The following is a 15,502-nucleotide window of genomic DNA, read 5'->3' as shown; positions in this document are numbered from 1 at the left end:
AAAAACAGTGCCATGGAAACGAATCATTACTCCATGGCACTGTTTTTATCGTTTGGAATCTAAGAATGATTTATGCCGCTTTGGTCTGCGGGGCTTCTTTTCCTGCCTTATGGAAGGACCGGAGCGTTTCTGCTGCATCAGCAGGTCGAATTCGGTGCTGGACATGCCGATATCCTGGAGGCGCTGTTTGCGCCGGTTATAGCGTGCCATCCGCTCTGCTTCCTCCCGCTTCTCAATATGAAGCTTCAGCAGAAGGACTCCGCCGCCGAGAAGGGCCAGTACCACGATCACGATCAGGGCGATCTTGACCGGAGCCGGGATGTGAAAGCCTGGCTTGTCTTTTTCGCCGGCACTTTTTTTGTCCGGATCGGCAGCGGTTCCCTCTGGAGTCGTTTCTTTAAAGGCTCCTGAGTCGGTTCCATCACCTGCGCTGCGGCCAGCCGCAGCCATGGCGGCCCTGTTATCTCCGTTTGCCGCATTGTCTGCGGAGGATTCCTCAGTGGGGGCTTCTGTACTGACCTCTATGGCAGGTTCAGTAGCAGCGGCTCCCAGAATGTTATGGATCAGATAAGTGGCTCCGATCTGGCGTCCATTATACTCATAGGCGATCCGTGCGATGGCATGCTCGGGAGCCGAGGACGGCAGGTCGTAGGATATGGTCGAGACAGCGTCCGTGAAATCTGCGGAGATCGGCAGAGTGATCCGGCAGTTCTCCTGCATATGCAGAATCGATAAGTCTGTGGTCGGCAGCCCTGCAATGGTCATGTCGTTGGTGACGGAGGAGTAGGTGGTATCAACATCCGCCACATTTACCGAGCGGAAGTTGGCAAAGCCGAAATCCAGCAGGGATTTTGTATCAACATAATGGGTCTGATGACCGTTCAGGACCACTGCGATCAGCTTCATTCCGTTCCGTTCCGCGCAGGTCACCAGGGTGTTGCCTGCCAGGGAGGTATACCCGGTCTTGCCGCCGATGATGCCGGGGTAGTACTGGGCCATATTTTTCTTTAACATCCTGTGGCCCGGGTAGATCCGCAGCCCGTCGGGATTCCGTTTGGTGGGCGGCAGATCGTAATACAGAGTGGAATCAATGGCGACAAAGGTCTCATTCTGGAATGCGGCCTGTGCGATCAGCGCCATGTCGTAGGCGGAAGTATAGTGGTTGGGGTCGTTCAGCCCGCTGGGATTGTTAAAGTGGGAATCGGTACACCCCAGAGACGAGGCCCTGGCATTCATCATGGCGGCGAAAGCCTCCACAGACCCAGCCGTGTGTTCGGCGAGCGCATTGGCTGCTTCATTGGCCGACTTTAAGACCATGGCATAGAGACAGTCACGAACGGTCAGCGTATCGCCCTCTTCAAGGTTGGCATTACTGCTGTCAGTTTCCACATTGTATACTGCATTATGGGAAAAGGTGACAGTATCGTCCAGGTTGCAGTTTTCGATGACGATCAGCGCTGTCAGTATCTTGGTGATGCTGGCAGGGAAATAGGGCACGTGGATGCTCTTTCCATACAGCACTGCGCCTGAGTCCGCGTCCATCAATATGCCGCCTTCCGCAGAGATCGAAACATTGTCCGGCCAGGCCGGAGCAGCAAATGCGGTCTGGGCGAAGACACCGGTCATAAGCGCCAGGCACAGCAAAAAGGATAAGATACGTTTCATATGGTTTCTCCGATTTAAATGATGGGAGTACAAATTAAAGTGCTACCTTGTAGTATAATGGAAAATACGGGACAAGTAAAGAAAATATTACAAAGATGTTACGGATTTGGGCAAAAAATGGAAAAAATATCCTGCGAAGATGCTAAATCTCCGCAGGAATGCGTCATGACGGGCTGTTTTTGGGCCTATGCCGTCTTAAAAGCAGCAGGCAGACAACGGACACAAGGATCACGGATATCCCGTAGGTCACAGCGATCCGGGCCGCAGTATCCACAAAAAATGGCTCTGGCACGATATTTATGAGCAGGTCAGTGCTGGGGTCCAGCATCCACAAGTCGTTGCTGAAAAATATTTCGTGGAAAATGATAAAATATTTCGTAAAATTTGTGGATATGATCCCCGCCAGCGCAGCCAGCACAGCAAAAAACAATCCGGTCCCAATGCAGATCATCTTTGGCAGCACCCGCCGGATATCGGCCTTCAGCGCCATAAGAAGCGCGATGCAGGCGGCAATCACAGCCAGGCAGCCCCGCCGGAGTGCGATCGCTGCCAGGAACAGGCCCCTCACATCCTCCATGTGCGCGATCTCCCGCTCATTGAAGAATTCCCGGGGCTGGCCGTCTACGATGGTGGGCACATGCAGATCCGCCCGGTCCCCGCGCAGAAAAGCCATCATCTCATGGGTAACGTCCAACAGGTCGTCCATCTCCATTTTGACATCCTCCAAGACGTTATATTTGGCGTATTCTTTTTCATAGTAACCGGGCGTCCAGTAGGTGACAGCCTCCACAGAGGTGATCAGCAGCGTGATCATCAGGGCGAAGGCGCACAGGACGCCCAGAAAGTTGTGCAGCAGTTTCATGGGTGAGGTACTTCCTTTCCTGTATAGATTCAGTGCATGTTTTTATTGTAGTTGCAGGAACCGCAAATGTCCAGCATTTTGTGAAGCCTCTCGCTTGCCGCCGCTGTAAAATACTAAAACTGGAAGTGGCTGCTTTCGATTGACAAACGTTGGTCAGATTATTATACTGGGTTAGAGTTGGAGCATTTTAAGCCATATATAAGGGAGAGAAGAATGGACGGTTTAAGCGTTTTTTTCGTGATAGAGATTATTGGGACGGTGGCGTTTGCCTGTTCCGGGGCCATGGTGGCGATTGAGAAGCAGCTCGACCTTCTGGGTATCATCGTGTTAGGCGTCACCACCGCAGTGGGCGGAGGTATGATCCGGGATCTGATCATCGGGATCCAGCCGCCCACGCTTTTTGTTAATCCGGTGTATGTGCTGATGGCATTTTTGGCAGTGATGGTGATCTTCTGTATCGTTAAGTTCCGGCGCATGACCATACTGATCTTCAGCTCCCTCACTTACGAACGGGTGATGAACCTGCTGGATGCCATCGGGCTGGGAGCATTTACGGTGGTCGGGATCGATACTGCCATCGAGGCCGGGTACGGAGAGTACCGTTTCCTGATGATCTTCCTCGGCGTGATCACAGGCGTGGGCGGCGGCATCCTGAGGGATATTATGGCGGGACAAACGCCTGCGGTGTTAAAGAAGCATGTCTACGCCTGCGCCTCCATCGCCGGGGCGGTCTGTTATGTGCTTTTGATGGAGCGCTGCGGGACGGATGTTTCCATGATCGTCAGCGCGATCCTGGTAGTGGCGATCCGGGTACTGGCGCGGCATTATAAGTGGAATCTGCCGAAGGCGATGTAGACTGGATGGCGGAGGGAAGCTATCAACCCAGCGCTTTCTTCAGATCCGTTATAAATTGTGCCTGTTCCTTTTGCAGATACTTCTGCTCAAGCACGTTTTTACCAACCGGTCTCATAGAAAGCTGTTTTGCTGTTACACTGGCCGTAAAGTCGATCTCGGTTTCGCTGCCTTTGGACGCGAAAACGAGAGTCCAGTGTCCTTTTGCGTTGTCGTTTTCCATATCAAGCTCTAAACGGCTGTAGGGTTCGATCACAGTGACTGTGTACGTGGTTGAATAGCCGCTTTTGGTATACTCTGTGAAATGTTTTTCGTCGATCACATCGGTTCTGCTTACGTCATTCCGCCACGCAGGATAATGCTCAGTCGCAAGTAAGGTTTCCCAGACTTTATTAATATCGCATGGGATAAGGTCTTTGATATTGGCTGTTGTCATACTCGGTTCTCCTTTCGAAAGCCTGTTTTTGTTTCTGATCTGGCTGAAACTGTCGATTCATTTATTGCACCGCAGGTCATACCATATCTCCATTGAATCCCGATTTTCTGTCCGCTGCCCAATAAAGAGCCGTTAGATTGATACTTATTAAACCTCTGTCTTATTTATAAAGTCCAAATTATAACGCACAGCACCGTGGTCTCTAAATATCGTCGCGCTTGTAATATGGATTGCTAAAATAACGCAGTTTTCATCCTGCTCATTGTTTGCATCGTCGTACCAGTCTGCAAATACTTCACGAAGTTTCGCTCTTAGCGCAGCGTTTTTGGGATCTAAAATCCATCCGAGGTTTTCTCCAATCCCATGTCCGTATATTCCCTCAAAACAAACTGAAAATGCAACCTCTTTGTTTTGAGCTATCTGTAGCATTTTATTTGATTTTGCAGACGTTGTAACATAAAACACGCCATCTTCATAATAAGCGCTTACATCACGCACACTGGGGCGAGGGAAACCATCCGCTCCCGGTTCTATAGAAATGGTTGAGAGCGCAAGGGCATTATCTTTCTTGTTACCGCAGCTTTCTTCGATTAATTTCATACCTTCTTCATATCTGTTCATTGTCTATTCCTCCGTAAAGCCTAATTTTTCCAGTTCTACAAGCTGGAATGGCATTTATTGTAAATCACCTTTAGAAATTGCTATTGATGGGTAATGGGAAAGCGCTGTCAAATCAACATTCAGTGGCACACTATAAACCATATAGTAATGATCAGGATTGGCTGTCATAAGTTCATGTAGTTGTTGCTCTGCTAAGTCTTTATCAGTTGTAGCATACACAACGGATACGACACCTACTTTATCATTTTCCGTACCCTGTACATTTCCACATAGTATCAATTTTAATGGGGCATCCCCATTTATCCCTTGATTAATATAATCCTTATATTCCATAGTTTGTATCTCCATCAATTTTCATTTACACACCCTTATTCATGCAGCCCCTCAAAAAACACCGCCAGCTCCCGGCTTTTCAATGTCATTGCACTGACCCGTCCATTCTCATCAAACTGCACCTGGCCGCTGACATTTACGGCGACATTTTCTTTATCACCTGCTTTCATCGTCAGTACCGCATCATACGTCAGCGTATTTTTCTGCTGCGATTTTTTGACAGTTAGTTCCTGAAGCTGTGATTCCACACCTCCCATCACAGCATATTGCTGCAGGGTCATGATCTCATTTCCCAGGAGACAGCTCTCCAGAAATCCATCCGCTCCCTTGCCTTCCAGCATGTCCGAAATGGCCTTACGGACTTCTTCTGAGTCAAGAACGGTAAGGCTGGATGGTCCCTTTGTGTAAGCTTTGCTGGTCTGAGGGCTGGACTCTGCGCTGTCAAACATGCTGTCATAGGCCGCCATCAATTCCGCATTTGGGGCGTTCAGGAGATTGGTGAGGATCTTTTTTGCGGTCTGTTCCTGCCGCACTGAAGGCAGGTTCCTGCTGACAAAGATGCCCAGGATGACTGCAAGCACAAGGACAGCCATAAGAACAATTGTGAAATGCTTTGCAGTCTGGCTTTTTTTCAAATTCTACACCTCCCGCTGGCTTAGATGAGTTTAATTACTGGATCGGCCAATATAGGTTACAATTTCATTTTGACTGAAAAATATAAATATGTCAAGAAAAATAGCGGCTAAAAGACATATTGTCTTACTTCAGCCGCTATTTGCATTCATATACTATATTTTATTTCTGTTTTATTCAGGCATCCGCCTTCGACCGCTTGATCACCTTCAGACGTGTAAACTCCTCACGGTCCTTCTCCTCCAGCGCATTGCTGATATCGGTCACAAGGCCCTGATAGGTGGGGATCGTGATGTTCTTTAATGCATTGGCCCGCTTCTGGGTCTTACGGATACTGCTGGCAAGCCGGTAAGCGGAATTTTCCACCATGGAAAGCTTGATGGTCAGTTCCTTCACCCGTTCAAAATGCATCCGCGCCTCGTCTAAGGATTCCCTGGTGCTGTAGAATGCGTAGTGCAGGGTGGGCGGCAGTGGGTCGTGCTGGACCAGCGGGATCTCTGTGCCCATGATACTGCGGGTTTTGATGCGGATCGCGTCGTCCTCGGGAATACCGGTGGCGATGTCCTGCACAAAGTTGATGCCCAGCTCGATGTTGGCCTTCTGGAGCGCCTTGTAGGCGGCTGTGAAGGTGGAGTCGATCTCAGACTGTATCCCCTTGGCCTGGTCGATCAGCCCCATCAGCTCCCGGAGCAGGATGTTCCGTTTCTTGTCCATCAGCTCGTAGCCCTGGCTCGCCAGAGCCAGCGAGTTCTTCGCCAGGATCAGGTTGCCTTTGGTAGGGAATGTGTTTGGGTTCATGGTATCCCTCCTTATGCGGTGGCGGTGTCGGCCGGTTTATAATACTGGTCGAGGACCTTCGTATCGATACGATCCAGTTCCTCCCGCGGCAGAAGTCCAAGTAATTCCCAGCCGATCTCCAGCGTCTTTATGATATTACGGTTGTCGTGGGGGTCCTGCCCCACAAAACGCTGCTCAAATTCTTTTCCGAAGATCAGATATTTCTTATCCAGCGGAGACAGCTCATCCTCGCCGATAACAGACGCCAGCGCCCTTGCGTCTCCAACCTTTGCATAGCAGGAGAAAAGCTGGTTCGCCACATCCTGATGATCTGCGCGGGTGAAGCCCTCGCCGATGCCGTCCTTCATAAGCCTGGAAAGGCTTGGCAGCACGTTGATAGGCGGATAGATGGACTGGCCGTTTAAGGAACGGTCCAGAACGATCTGCCCTTCTGTGATATACCCGGTCAGGTCCGGGATAGGATGGGTGATATCGTCGTTTGGCATGGTCAGGATCGGGATCTGGGTCACCGAACCGTTCACGCCCTGCACGATGCCGGCCCGCTCATAAAGAGCTGCAAGCTCACTGTACAGATAACCCGGGAAGCCCTTACGGGAAGGGATCTCGCCCTTGGAGGAAGAGACCTCACGCATGGCCTCCGCAAAGGAGGTCATATCCGTCAGGATCACCAGGATATGCATATTTTTCTCAAATGCCAGGTATTCAGCCAGGGTCAGGGCCACCTTTGGGGTGATCAGACGCTCCACCACCGGGTCATTTGCCAGGTTGATGAACATGGCAACGTGGGAGGAAACGCCGCTCTCCTCGAAGGTCCTGCGGAAGAACTCCGCCACGTCGTGCTTCACGCCCATGGCGGCAAACACGATAGCGAACTCCTCATCGGAATTGTCCCCCAGGGAAGCCTGCTGTACGATCTGCGCCGCAAGCTGGTCGTGGGGCAGGCCGTTGCCGGAGAAGATCGGAAGCTTCTGCCCGCGGATCAGGGTCATCAGGCCGTCGATGGCGGAGATGCCGGTACGGATATAGTTTCTTGGGTATTCACGGGTCACCGGGTTTAAGGGTTTGCCGTTTACGTCCAGCATCTTATCTGGTATGATCTCCCCCAGCCCGTCGATGGGGACGCCGATGCCGTTCATGGTCCGGCCCAGCATTTCTTCGGAAACGCCCAGCTCCATGGGATGGCCGGTCAGCCGGGTGTGGACATTTTTAAGGCCCAACCCTTCTGTGCCCTCAAAGACCTGGATGATCGCCTTGTCCTCGTAGACCTCGATGATGCGGCCCAGTTTCTTCTTCGTGCCGTCCACGGTCATTTCCACGATCTCGTCGTAAGCGGCGCCGGAGACGCCTTCCAGGACGACCATGGGGCCGTTTATGGCGCTTAAGCCCAAATATTCAATTGCCATAGCTTTCGTCCCTCCTTACGCATTCCGCTCTACAACACTGTCATAGAACGCGTCAATCTGTTTCTTATAGTCGTCGAGCATTGCCAGGTTATCATTGGGCACATCGTATTTGATGGCGATAACCTTATCGAAGATCGGGTCCTCCTTCAGCACAGACATGGGCATGCCCATGGAGATTAAGGACCGGGATTTCTTGTATAAATACAGGATGATGTCCATCATCTTGAACTGCTTTTCCATGGGGACGCAGGTGTCGTCCTTGTGAAATGCGTTCTGCTGCAGGAATCCTACGCGGATGACCTTGGCGATCTCCAGGATCAGCTTCTGGTCGTCCGGCAGCACGTCGCCGCCGATCAGCTTGACGATCTCCATCAGGCTGCTCTCCTGGGAGAGCAGGTAGACGATCCGGTTGCGGTAATCCACAAACTTTTTATCCACATTCTCCGTGTACCAGGAACCCAGGTCATTTAAATACTCCGAGTAGCTGGTCAGCCAGGAGATGGCCGGGAAATGCCTTGCATAAGCCAGGTTCTTATCCAGGCCCCAGAAGCAGCGGACAAAACGCTTGGTGTTCTGGGTGACAGGCTCGGAGAAATCTCCGCCCTGCGGGGAAACTGCGCCGATGATGGTCACGCTGCCCTCGCTTCCGTTTAAGTTCTGCATCATGCCGGCCCGCTCGTAGAACGCGGAAAGCTTGGAGGCTAAGTATGCCGGGAAGCCTTCCTCAGCGGGCATCTCCTCCAGACGTCCGGACAGCTCTCTTAGGGCCTCGGCCCAGCGGGAGGTGGAGTCCGCCATGATCGCCACATGATAGCCCATGTCACGGTAATACTCAGCCAGTGTCAGGCCTGAATAAAGGCTGGCCTCACGGGCGGCAACCGGCATGTTGGAGGTGTTTGCGATCAGGGTGGTCCGGTCCATCAGAGGATTGCCGGTCTTGGGATCGATCAGCTCCGAGAACTCCTCCAGAACCTGGGTCATCTCATTGCCGCGCTCGCCGCAGCCGATGTATATGATGATGTTGGCGTCAGACCATTTTGCGATCTGGTGCTGGGTCATGGTCTTGCCGGTGCCGAAACCGCCGGGGATGGCGGCAGTGCCGCCCTTTGCCAGTGGGAACAGGGTATCCAGGATACGCTGTCCGGTGATCAGCGGCTGGGTGGCCGGGAACCGTTTGGCGGTTGGCCTTGCCACGCGGATCGGCCATTTCTGGGTCATGGTGATCTTTTCCTCTGCGCCGTCGATTAGCTGCAGGGTCAGGATCGGTTCGTTTATGGTGTACTCGCCGTCCGGGACCACATCCAGCACATAGCCTTCCTTATCCGGCGGGATCATGACCTTGTGGACGATGGCCGGGGTCTCGGGAACCTCGGCAATGATCATGCCGCCGTACACCAGGTCGCCCTTCTTCACGGTCATATGGGTCTGCCATTTCTTTGTTGTGTCCAGAGAGTCCACATTGACGCCGCGGCTGATGTAGGCGCCGCCGGTCTTTGCGATCTCGCTCAAAGGACGCTCGATGCCGTCAAAGATATTGGTCAGGATACCGGGGGCCAGGGTAACGGACACAGGGGAGCCGGTTCCGGTAACCACCTCGCCCGGCTTGATGCCGGTGGTCTCCTCGTATACCTGGATGATGGTATCATCGGATTTTAAGCCGATGACCTCGCCTACCAGGTTTTCTTTGCCGACGTAGACCATCTCATTCATTGTAAAGCCCGAATCGCCCTTTAAGTGGACGATGGGGCCGTTGATTCCATAGATAATGCCAGTCTTAGCCATTTGCACGACCTCCTTCTGTCAGACTCAGATCGAAGTGGAAGTTTTCCCTCGCTTCCTCCAACTTGGTCTGGAAGGAATTATCGATCAGGATATGGCGGTTCGGGATCACCGCCCGGCAGCCCCCGGTAAAGGAATATTCGCTGACCTTGATCTGCGCTTTTCCGTTGTGGAGGGCAAGCCTGCGCACCTTATCTTCGTCGACAGGGTCTAAGTATATGATGATGGGATCGCTCCCGGCAAACTCTACGGCCTTTGCTACCTGAACTTCCAGAAGCTTTTGGTATTCCGGGGTTTCCAGGAAGTTAGCCAGCATATCTTTTAATTCCACGAATAATTTGTCTTTCAGTTCCTCCTGTTTTAAGCCCAGGGTCCGTTTGATACTGATCTGTTCTATGGAAAGCTTTTTGTTGATTTCCCGTTCGATTTTTTCCGTTTCCTGGCGGAGCTGCATGTCGGCGCGGCGGCGGGCATCGGACTTGTGCTCCTCAAAGGTCTGTTCTAAGGCCTTTTTGTATTCGTCCAACATCCGGTTGCTCCGGGTCCGCGCATCTTCCATACAGGTGTCCAGAAAATGCTGTAATTTTTCCTCTGTGGTCAAAGGGATCACCTACCTTCCTTCCTATAACTTGAGTCCAATGGCTTCATTTACATAAGCGGTGATAAAGTCCGGCTTGCGGCCGGTACCATGGCGGTCTGGGATCTCCACAAACAGAGGAAGCTTATGGTTCAGCTTCACATCGTTTACCAGGTCGGGAAAATCCCGCCCGAACTTCTCTGTCAGCAGCACGATTCCGATCTCCTTATCGGCCAGGACCTTTGAAAGCTCCGCTTTCAGTTCCTCTTTTTCATGGACAACGGCGCCCTCCACACCGGCGAGACGCATGCCGGTCCAGGTGTCCACGTTGTCACTGATCAAATACATTTTCATAGGATTAAAGTTTACCAAGGATCATAAAGGAAATGATCAGTCCGTACAGGCACACACCTTCGGCAAGGCCTACGAAGATGAGGGATTTACCAAGGATGGAACCGTCTTCACTGATGGCGCCCAGAGCTGCGGACGCTGCAGCGGACACGGCGATACCGCCGCCGATACAGCTCATTCCGGTGGAAAGGGCAGCGGCTAAATATCCCCAGCCGGCTGCGCTTGATGCGGCGGTGGTCTCGGCAGCCACTGCGGTGCCGGAGAACATCATGCCGCCAGCGACGATCAGAGTACCCATAAAGAGCAGGGTGTTGATGCCCAGCGCGGTCTTATAGCGGCCTTTTGTCTTTTCCCCGGCTGCAAATACGCCAAACGGGATGGCGATGCTTAAGATAAGTGCTGCAGATAATGCGATTTTTGCTAATACTGTCATGATTTTACTCTCCTTTTATTTATAATATTTGTATATGTCTTACTCCGCCTTGCCGTAGGGCTTAAACTCCCGCCCGGTGCCTTTGTAGAACCGGCTGAACAGTTCATAGTATTCCAGACGAAGTACCTGGATTCCTACAATAAGCCCTTCCATACCGCAGACGAATAAGTTGCCCAGGATAATGACAAGCCAGTTGGGGCTTCCCGCCTCTGCGCCTGCCAGCATCAAAACCACCTCCATCATAGCCGCGTGGCTTACAGCGAACGCGCCCACACGGACGAAGGAAAGGGTGTTAGAGAAGTAGCTTAAGCATACCTCGAACAGCTCAAAGAAGCCCTGCACAAAGAACATGCCTTTTTCCTTCGGCATGACCTCGGCTTTTTTCTCCACCATGGCGGTCAGAGGCTCCTTGAAAAAGATCACGCACAGCGGGATCAGGAACATGATCACCAGCACGATCGTCGCCGGAAGCGCGTGCCCGCTCATATAAAGGAAGACCGTGGCGGTCAGCGCGCCGTAAAAAACAATGCCTGCAACGCCGTTGGTGTCAAAGTAGGCCTTCTCTGTGTCATGGGAGCGCAGGCTGTTGATGACATTTAATACCATGGTCATCAGTACGATGCCCATACCCATGGCTACAGCCACCACGAACACGGTGTTTAAGTTCCCTATAAAGGGAAGCTGGGTCATAGCCTCCTTGGGGCGCAGCCATATGGGCTCCAGGATATTCTCAAATCCGAATACGCTGCCGAACAGGAATCCGAATATGGTGGAGAAGAAGCCGCAGCAGGAAATGATCGCTGCCAGGTTCATCTTTTTAGCCCGGTATAAAAGGTAGCCTCCGATCATCAGGCACAGCCCCTGGCCCACATCGCCGAACATGAATCCGAACAGGAAGGAATAGGTCAGGCCCAAAATGACGGTAGGGTCAATCTCATCGTATGCCGGAAGGCCATACATCTTGATAAACATTTCAAAGGGTTTAAAGAGCTTTAAGTTCTTAAGCTTGGTAGGCGGCCTGCTCACGATGTTGGCGTGGTCGTCTTCCACGAAGCAGAAGGTTTCCTCCTCATCATCCAGCTCTTTTCGGAAAGCCGCGGCGTCGGACTCGCTCATCCAGCCGCACAGGATGTAAAACGTATGGTCCTCCTGTTTGGTGCAGGCAGCCAGCTTGCGCACTTCAAAGTTGGTGGAGTAGGTATTGAGCCGTGCATAGGCCGCCGCCAGGTCTTCCCTGCGGGAGCTTATGATATCTGACACCTGTTTGTCAATGTCCCGGATCTGGCCGCAGAGGCTTGAGAGTTTTTCCTCCAGCACATGGGTGGCTTCCACCGGAGTGCCTTCATATTCATCTGGAAGGAAGAACCGCTCAAAGTGCAGGGAGGCGTAAATAGCGTCAATCTTGTCGCTGAGTGCCTCCGGCACGAAGTATACCAGCCAGACATATTCTGCGTCTTCCTGGCATTTGTGGACCACCGTATCAATGGTATCGTACACATAGTTAATAAATTTGTCGTAATATTCGTGGGTCATACGCCCAAAACGGAATTTTACGTAGTTAAAATGCAGGATGTCCCGTACTACGTAGTTTAGATCCGTAAACGGGATCACATTGTCTATGGAGCTGCGGATGGTGTCCGCCTCTTTGTCCAGGGCCTCACGCCGGACAGACAGCTCCTTCAGCTTTTCATCCAGCTCATGGACGATGGAAACCGCTTCATCCAGTGACACCTTTTTGTCCGTAGACGGGGGAATGGTATCGCGGAATCGGGCCACCAGTCCGGAGGCAGTTGTAAACTCTGCTTTGTAGGGATTGGTTTCCAGGTAGGGCCTTAAGCTTGCAACGGACTTAAGCTCCGACAGGGCATTTTCCAGATGGATCTCGTATTTGGAGAGGTACTGGTCAATGACGCGGTCAATGTCGGCCTTCGGTCCGGTGATGCTTAAGAATTTCATTTTCTCTATCACAGGTATGACCTCCTTATTGTTTCGCTACAAGTATATTGATGTCGTTCGCACCGAGTCCGTATCGGATCCCCTCCAGCGTGGTGATGATCTTCTGCATCTCCAGCTCTTTGAAATAGAGGTAGGAATCCAGCACGGCGATGGAATAAGGATACTTGCGGCTGGTATTGTTGTAGATCCGGTTCAGGATCTGGTGGTATAAAAGCTCCACGTCCGGCATCTCATCCAGATTCAGATCCGGCAGCCGGCCGTAAAACGTATCCTTTAACGCCTGGTAGAATTCATCCAGGGTTGCGGATTCCACCAGTTTTTTGACCTGATCCGTCTTCAGTTTATATTTAACCGGGATCAGCAGCGCATAGATGTCTGCCTCCGGCAGGGTATAATACTTTTTCGACCGGTAGATCCACTGGATGTTTGTCAAATCCAGGCGGCAGCCGAAGCATTCGCCGAGGATCTTCTGTTCTGTCTTAGTCAGGACTTTGGTCTTTACATTCCAGATGGACTTAAAATAGAACAGATCCAGCTGAAGCTCATAGTCGAACACCCCAACGCTCTCCTTGTCTGCCAGCCGTGATAAAAGACCGTGGTAGACAGAACCCTCCAGCCTTGAAATAAGGTCCTGCAGGTTTTCGGCTTCGGTCAACTTGGCCAGATCGAGGGCGGAGTGCTTGTCGAAAAAGTCCTGAAACATGGATAAATCCAGAGTGGCGGTCTGATGGGCGGTAACATGCCTCAGAATCCGTTTGATAAGTTCTATCTCGTAATGCATGAAGTAAAGGTCCAGGAATTTGCGCTGGGACAGGCTGGCAAACCGGTAAAGCTTGGTGAAATCCCGGTACTCAGACTGGGTTAGGAGCTGCTCGATATAGCCCCGGTGCAGCAGGGAGTCGTCCAGATCCGTGAAGATCCCGGCATAAGCCGGCTGCTGTCTCAAATACTCGGCGGCGCTGCGCACATCCTCTAAGGCGGCCATGTCCTGGAACTGCCTTTCTGTCAGAAGGCGGCTTTCCATGGCCCTTACTTTTGTGGTGATCCCACTGTAAGTTAAAAGGCTCATAAGCTCACTCCTCTATCAATGACCGGAACAACTGCTTTGCATAGTCCCTGTGATGGTCTTCATAATTCTTCTCCATGCGTTTTAACATGTCTTCCGCGTCTGCCTTCTGTTTTGACAATTTGGAATCCATCTCAATTTCCATCCGTGCCCGGAGTTCGTCTATCTTCCGGCTGGTGCGGTCATCCAGCTCTCGATCAAAGGCGGCAGTTTTGTCAGCCATCTCCTGAGCGAATGCTTTTTTGCTGGCATTGGCTTCATCCATGACAGAAGAAGCGGCGGCCTCGATCTCGGATATCTGCTTTATAACTGTATCCATCGCAATCCTCCTTGTCTTTTTGATCAACTCTTTTTATAAAACCTATACCAACTGTGCAACATAATGGAAGCCTTATATCTGATATAGGAAGTCTCCTTATCATAATACTCCTTTTTTGGAAAAATACCATAGTGAAATCGGAAGAAATACGTTTTCTTAACTGCATACTTTCGTAAAAAGTGATAAGGAACTATCGGCGTGTGAAAATATAGAGGGGAAAAATAGACAAAAAATTCCTCCGGACATGGCATAAAATGTAATTCATGCCGTGCCCGGAGGACATATAAGGAGTGAATGTATGGCAATATTTTTGAGCTACTGTGTGGTCAGGTATTCGCTGGCCACATATGCTTCCTGTCCGTTATACATGATGACTGCCCACTTCTCATCATGGGTGCGGACAAATTCGACCGTGGCGCCGGCTTCGAGCTGGCCGATGCGGTCATCCTGGGTATTGGGCTGAGGACGTACATTCAGGACTGAAGTGGTCTTATAAACAACAGGAGCCTGCGTTGGGGCTTCGGTCTCGGGCGTGGTGAGAACTTCTGCCGTGGTAACCTCCTCGGAGGTGGTGGGGGCAGTGGTCTCTTTGGCTTCCTTATTCGGCTTCACCAGCTTTACTACACAGAACAGCAGGATAATACACAGCACCGGGACCAGAAGCTTCAGCAGGTCATAAACGGTAAAACCGGCGCGCCTCTGTGGCTGTCTTCTGCGGCTGCGGGTGGAAGAGGACGGAGCCTGCCTCCTGGCGTTCTGCGGCTGCCGCGATCCCTGGGCCTGTCTTGTGCCGCTCTGTGCGGAGCGGGCGCTCTGCGCGGGACGGGTGCCCCGCTGGGCGTTGCGGTAGTCGTTGGCAAAGGTATAGACTTCCTGGGACAGCATATGGTACGCCTGGTTGGCGTTGTATGCGTTGGCATCTCCCTCGTGAGCAGCTTTGTTGCCGATGATGCGGATCTTGTGATAGTGCTCACAGGTGGTCTTGTTGATCCAGCGGTGCTGATACAGGGTATCGATCATATCCTTAAGATCGCTGGCCTCTCCCATGCCTGCACGTTCAGACAGGAGCTTTACCATGAATTCCAGGGTCTGGCGGGCCTTGATCATGGAGGCATTGTAATCCCTCTGGCCGATCAGGCGCTCCGTATCCCTGACACCCTGCTGAATCATCTCCCAGCTGCTGTTTATGTTGGTTCCCATAGCCGTCCTCCTTTGTATGTCAATGAAAAGATTGTTAATAATATGTTCAAATGGTATATATAGTAACATTATACTACAACTCCTCTAATTGTGCACTCAAAAAAATATAAATTTATGTGTTGTAAGGAAACTGTAACATTTTAGGATATTTTAATGGAAATGCGGAAGACCTTGCAAAGAATAACCAGGTCTGGTAGAATGAAAATACAGCATGAAAA

Annotated in this window: 17 protein-coding genes; 1 reads left to right on the top strand and 16 read right to left on the bottom strand. The window is 51.5% G+C overall.

Going from position 1 to position 15,502, the window contains the following annotated elements; all coding sequences use genetic code 11:
* Nucleotides 1–45 precede the first annotated feature (45 nt).
* The gene (locus AB1I67_RS03685; RefSeq protein ID WP_367028469.1) at nucleotides 46–1,665 is read right to left on the bottom strand and encodes a D-alanyl-D-alanine carboxypeptidase family protein; all 1,620 of its coding nucleotides are present in this window, start codon (nucleotides 1,663–1,665) and stop codon (nucleotides 46–48) included.
* A gap of 163 nt (nucleotides 1,666–1,828) precedes the next feature.
* Entirely contained in the window at nucleotides 1,829–2,527 is a 699-nt protein-coding gene (locus tag AB1I67_RS03680) for a TIGR01906 family membrane protein (protein ID WP_367028468.1), read from the bottom strand.
* Nucleotides 2,528–2,740: 213 nt separating this feature from the next.
* Between AB1I67_RS03680 and AB1I67_RS03675 the strand changes: the two genes are divergently transcribed.
* Entirely contained in the window at nucleotides 2,741–3,382 is a 642-nt protein-coding gene (locus tag AB1I67_RS03675; RefSeq protein ID WP_367028467.1) for a trimeric intracellular cation channel family protein, read from the top strand.
* A 22-nt stretch (nucleotides 3,383–3,404) separates the two neighbouring features.
* Here AB1I67_RS03675 and AB1I67_RS03670 read toward each other — a convergent pair whose 3' ends face one another.
* From AB1I67_RS03670 to AB1I67_RS03605, 14 genes are all read right to left on the bottom strand, one after another.
* On the bottom strand, nucleotides 3,405–3,815 hold the full coding sequence (locus tag AB1I67_RS03670; protein ID WP_367028466.1) for an SRPBCC family protein: 411 nt from the start codon (nucleotides 3,813–3,815) through the stop codon (nucleotides 3,405–3,407).
* A 147-nt stretch (nucleotides 3,816–3,962) separates the two neighbouring features.
* A complete protein-coding gene (locus AB1I67_RS03665) occupies nucleotides 3,963–4,436 on the bottom strand; it encodes a pyridoxamine 5'-phosphate oxidase family protein (RefSeq protein ID WP_367028464.1) in 474 nt (157 codons plus the stop codon).
* 54 nt (nucleotides 4,437–4,490) lie between these two features.
* Nucleotides 4,491–4,769 (bottom strand): hypothetical protein, encoded by a 279-nt coding sequence (locus AB1I67_RS03660; RefSeq protein WP_367028463.1) that lies wholly within the window; start codon nucleotides 4,767–4,769, stop codon nucleotides 4,491–4,493.
* Between the two features lie 35 nt (nucleotides 4,770–4,804).
* Nucleotides 4,805–5,404, bottom strand: coding sequence for a hypothetical protein (locus tag AB1I67_RS03655; RefSeq protein ID WP_367028462.1), 600 nt, complete (start codon nucleotides 5,402–5,404; stop codon nucleotides 4,805–4,807).
* Between the two features lie 175 nt (nucleotides 5,405–5,579).
* Complete coding sequence (locus AB1I67_RS03650) at nucleotides 5,580–6,200, bottom strand: V-type ATP synthase subunit D (RefSeq protein WP_367028460.1); 621 nt, start codon at nucleotides 6,198–6,200, stop codon at nucleotides 5,580–5,582.
* A gap of 11 nt (nucleotides 6,201–6,211) precedes the next feature.
* Nucleotides 6,212–7,603, bottom strand: coding sequence for a V-type ATP synthase subunit B (locus tag AB1I67_RS03645; RefSeq protein WP_367028459.1), 1,392 nt, complete (start codon nucleotides 7,601–7,603; stop codon nucleotides 6,212–6,214).
* A 15-nt stretch (nucleotides 7,604–7,618) separates the two neighbouring features.
* Nucleotides 7,619–9,385, bottom strand: coding sequence for a V-type ATP synthase subunit A (locus tag AB1I67_RS03640; RefSeq protein WP_367028458.1), 1,767 nt, complete (start codon nucleotides 9,383–9,385; stop codon nucleotides 7,619–7,621).
* Nucleotides 9,378–9,992 carry a V-type ATP synthase subunit E gene (locus AB1I67_RS03635; protein WP_367028457.1) on the bottom strand — a complete coding sequence of 205 codons (615 nt, stop codon included), beginning with the start codon at nucleotides 9,990–9,992 and terminating at the stop codon, nucleotides 9,378–9,380. The genes AB1I67_RS03640 and AB1I67_RS03635 overlap by 8 nt, the downstream gene beginning before the upstream one ends.
* 12 nt (nucleotides 9,993–10,004) lie before the next feature.
* Nucleotides 10,005–10,313, bottom strand: a complete 309-nt coding sequence (locus tag AB1I67_RS03630; RefSeq protein ID WP_367028456.1) for a V-type ATP synthase subunit F — start codon at nucleotides 10,311–10,313, stop codon at nucleotides 10,005–10,007.
* A gap of 4 nt (nucleotides 10,314–10,317) precedes the next feature.
* The gene (locus AB1I67_RS03625; protein ID WP_367028455.1) at nucleotides 10,318–10,743 is read right to left on the bottom strand and encodes an ATP synthase subunit C; all 426 of its coding nucleotides are present in this window, start codon (nucleotides 10,741–10,743) and stop codon (nucleotides 10,318–10,320) included.
* Between the two features lie 39 nt (nucleotides 10,744–10,782).
* Nucleotides 10,783–12,711, bottom strand: coding sequence for a V-type ATPase 116kDa subunit family protein (locus AB1I67_RS03620; RefSeq protein ID WP_367028454.1), 1,929 nt, complete (start codon nucleotides 12,709–12,711; stop codon nucleotides 10,783–10,785).
* Nucleotides 12,712–12,724: 13 nt separating this feature from the next.
* The gene (locus tag AB1I67_RS03615; RefSeq protein WP_367028453.1) at nucleotides 12,725–13,768 is read right to left on the bottom strand and encodes a V-type ATPase subunit; all 1,044 of its coding nucleotides are present in this window, start codon (nucleotides 13,766–13,768) and stop codon (nucleotides 12,725–12,727) included.
* Between the two features lie 4 nt (nucleotides 13,769–13,772).
* Nucleotides 13,773–14,084, bottom strand: a complete 312-nt coding sequence (locus tag AB1I67_RS03610) for an ATPase (RefSeq protein WP_367028452.1) — start codon at nucleotides 14,082–14,084, stop codon at nucleotides 13,773–13,775.
* A 315-nt stretch (nucleotides 14,085–14,399) separates the two neighbouring features.
* On the bottom strand, nucleotides 14,400–15,284 hold the full coding sequence (locus AB1I67_RS03605) for a DUF4145 domain-containing protein (protein WP_367028451.1): 885 nt from the start codon (nucleotides 15,282–15,284) through the stop codon (nucleotides 14,400–14,402).
* Nucleotides 15,285–15,502: the final 218 nt, after the last annotated feature.

The organism is Clostridium sp. AN503, from assembly GCF_040719375.1.
Lineage (GTDB): Bacteria > Bacillota > Clostridia > Lachnospirales > Lachnospiraceae > Brotaphodocola.
This window is presented reverse-complemented; position numbering and strand designations above follow the sequence as displayed.

Bases quoted from the DNA above. Each gene is read 5' to 3' on its own strand.
- AB1I67_RS03685 (WP_367028469.1), bottom strand. From the start codon at position 1,665: ATGAAACGTATCTTATCCTTTTTGCTGTGCCTGGCGCTTATGACCGGT.
- AB1I67_RS03680 (WP_367028468.1), bottom strand. From the start codon at position 2,527: ATGAAACTGCTGCACAACTTTCTGGGCGTCCTGTGCGCCTTCGCCCTG.
- AB1I67_RS03675 (WP_367028467.1), top strand. From the start codon at position 2,741: ATGGACGGTTTAAGCGTTTTTTTCGTGATAGAGATTATTGGGACGGTG.
- AB1I67_RS03670 (WP_367028466.1), bottom strand. From the start codon at position 3,815: ATGACAACAGCCAATATCAAAGACCTTATCCCATGCGATATTAATAAA.
- AB1I67_RS03665 (WP_367028464.1), bottom strand. From the start codon at position 4,436: ATGAACAGATATGAAGAAGGTATGAAATTAATCGAAGAAAGCTGCGGT.
- AB1I67_RS03660 (WP_367028463.1), bottom strand. From the start codon at position 4,769: ATGGAATATAAGGATTATATTAATCAAGGGATAAATGGGGATGCCCCA.
- AB1I67_RS03650 (WP_367028460.1), bottom strand. From the start codon at position 6,200: ATGAACCCAAACACATTCCCTACCAAAGGCAACCTGATCCTGGCGAAG.
- AB1I67_RS03645 (WP_367028459.1), bottom strand. From the start codon at position 7,603: ATGGCAATTGAATATTTGGGCTTAAGCGCCATAAACGGCCCCATGGTC.
- AB1I67_RS03640 (WP_367028458.1), bottom strand. From the start codon at position 9,385: ATGGCTAAGACTGGCATTATCTATGGAATCAACGGCCCCATCGTCCAC.
- AB1I67_RS03630 (WP_367028456.1), bottom strand. From the start codon at position 10,313: ATGAAAATGTATTTGATCAGTGACAACGTGGACACCTGGACCGGCATG.
- AB1I67_RS03625 (WP_367028455.1), bottom strand. From the start codon at position 10,743: ATGACAGTATTAGCAAAAATCGCATTATCTGCAGCACTTATCTTAAGC.
- AB1I67_RS03615 (WP_367028453.1), bottom strand. From the start codon at position 13,768: ATGAGCCTTTTAACTTACAGTGGGATCACCACAAAAGTAAGGGCCATG.
- AB1I67_RS03610 (WP_367028452.1), bottom strand. From the start codon at position 14,084: ATGGATACAGTTATAAAGCAGATATCCGAGATCGAGGCCGCCGCTTCT.
- AB1I67_RS03605 (WP_367028451.1), bottom strand. From the start codon at position 15,284: ATGGGAACCAACATAAACAGCAGCTGGGAGATGATTCAGCAGGGTGTC.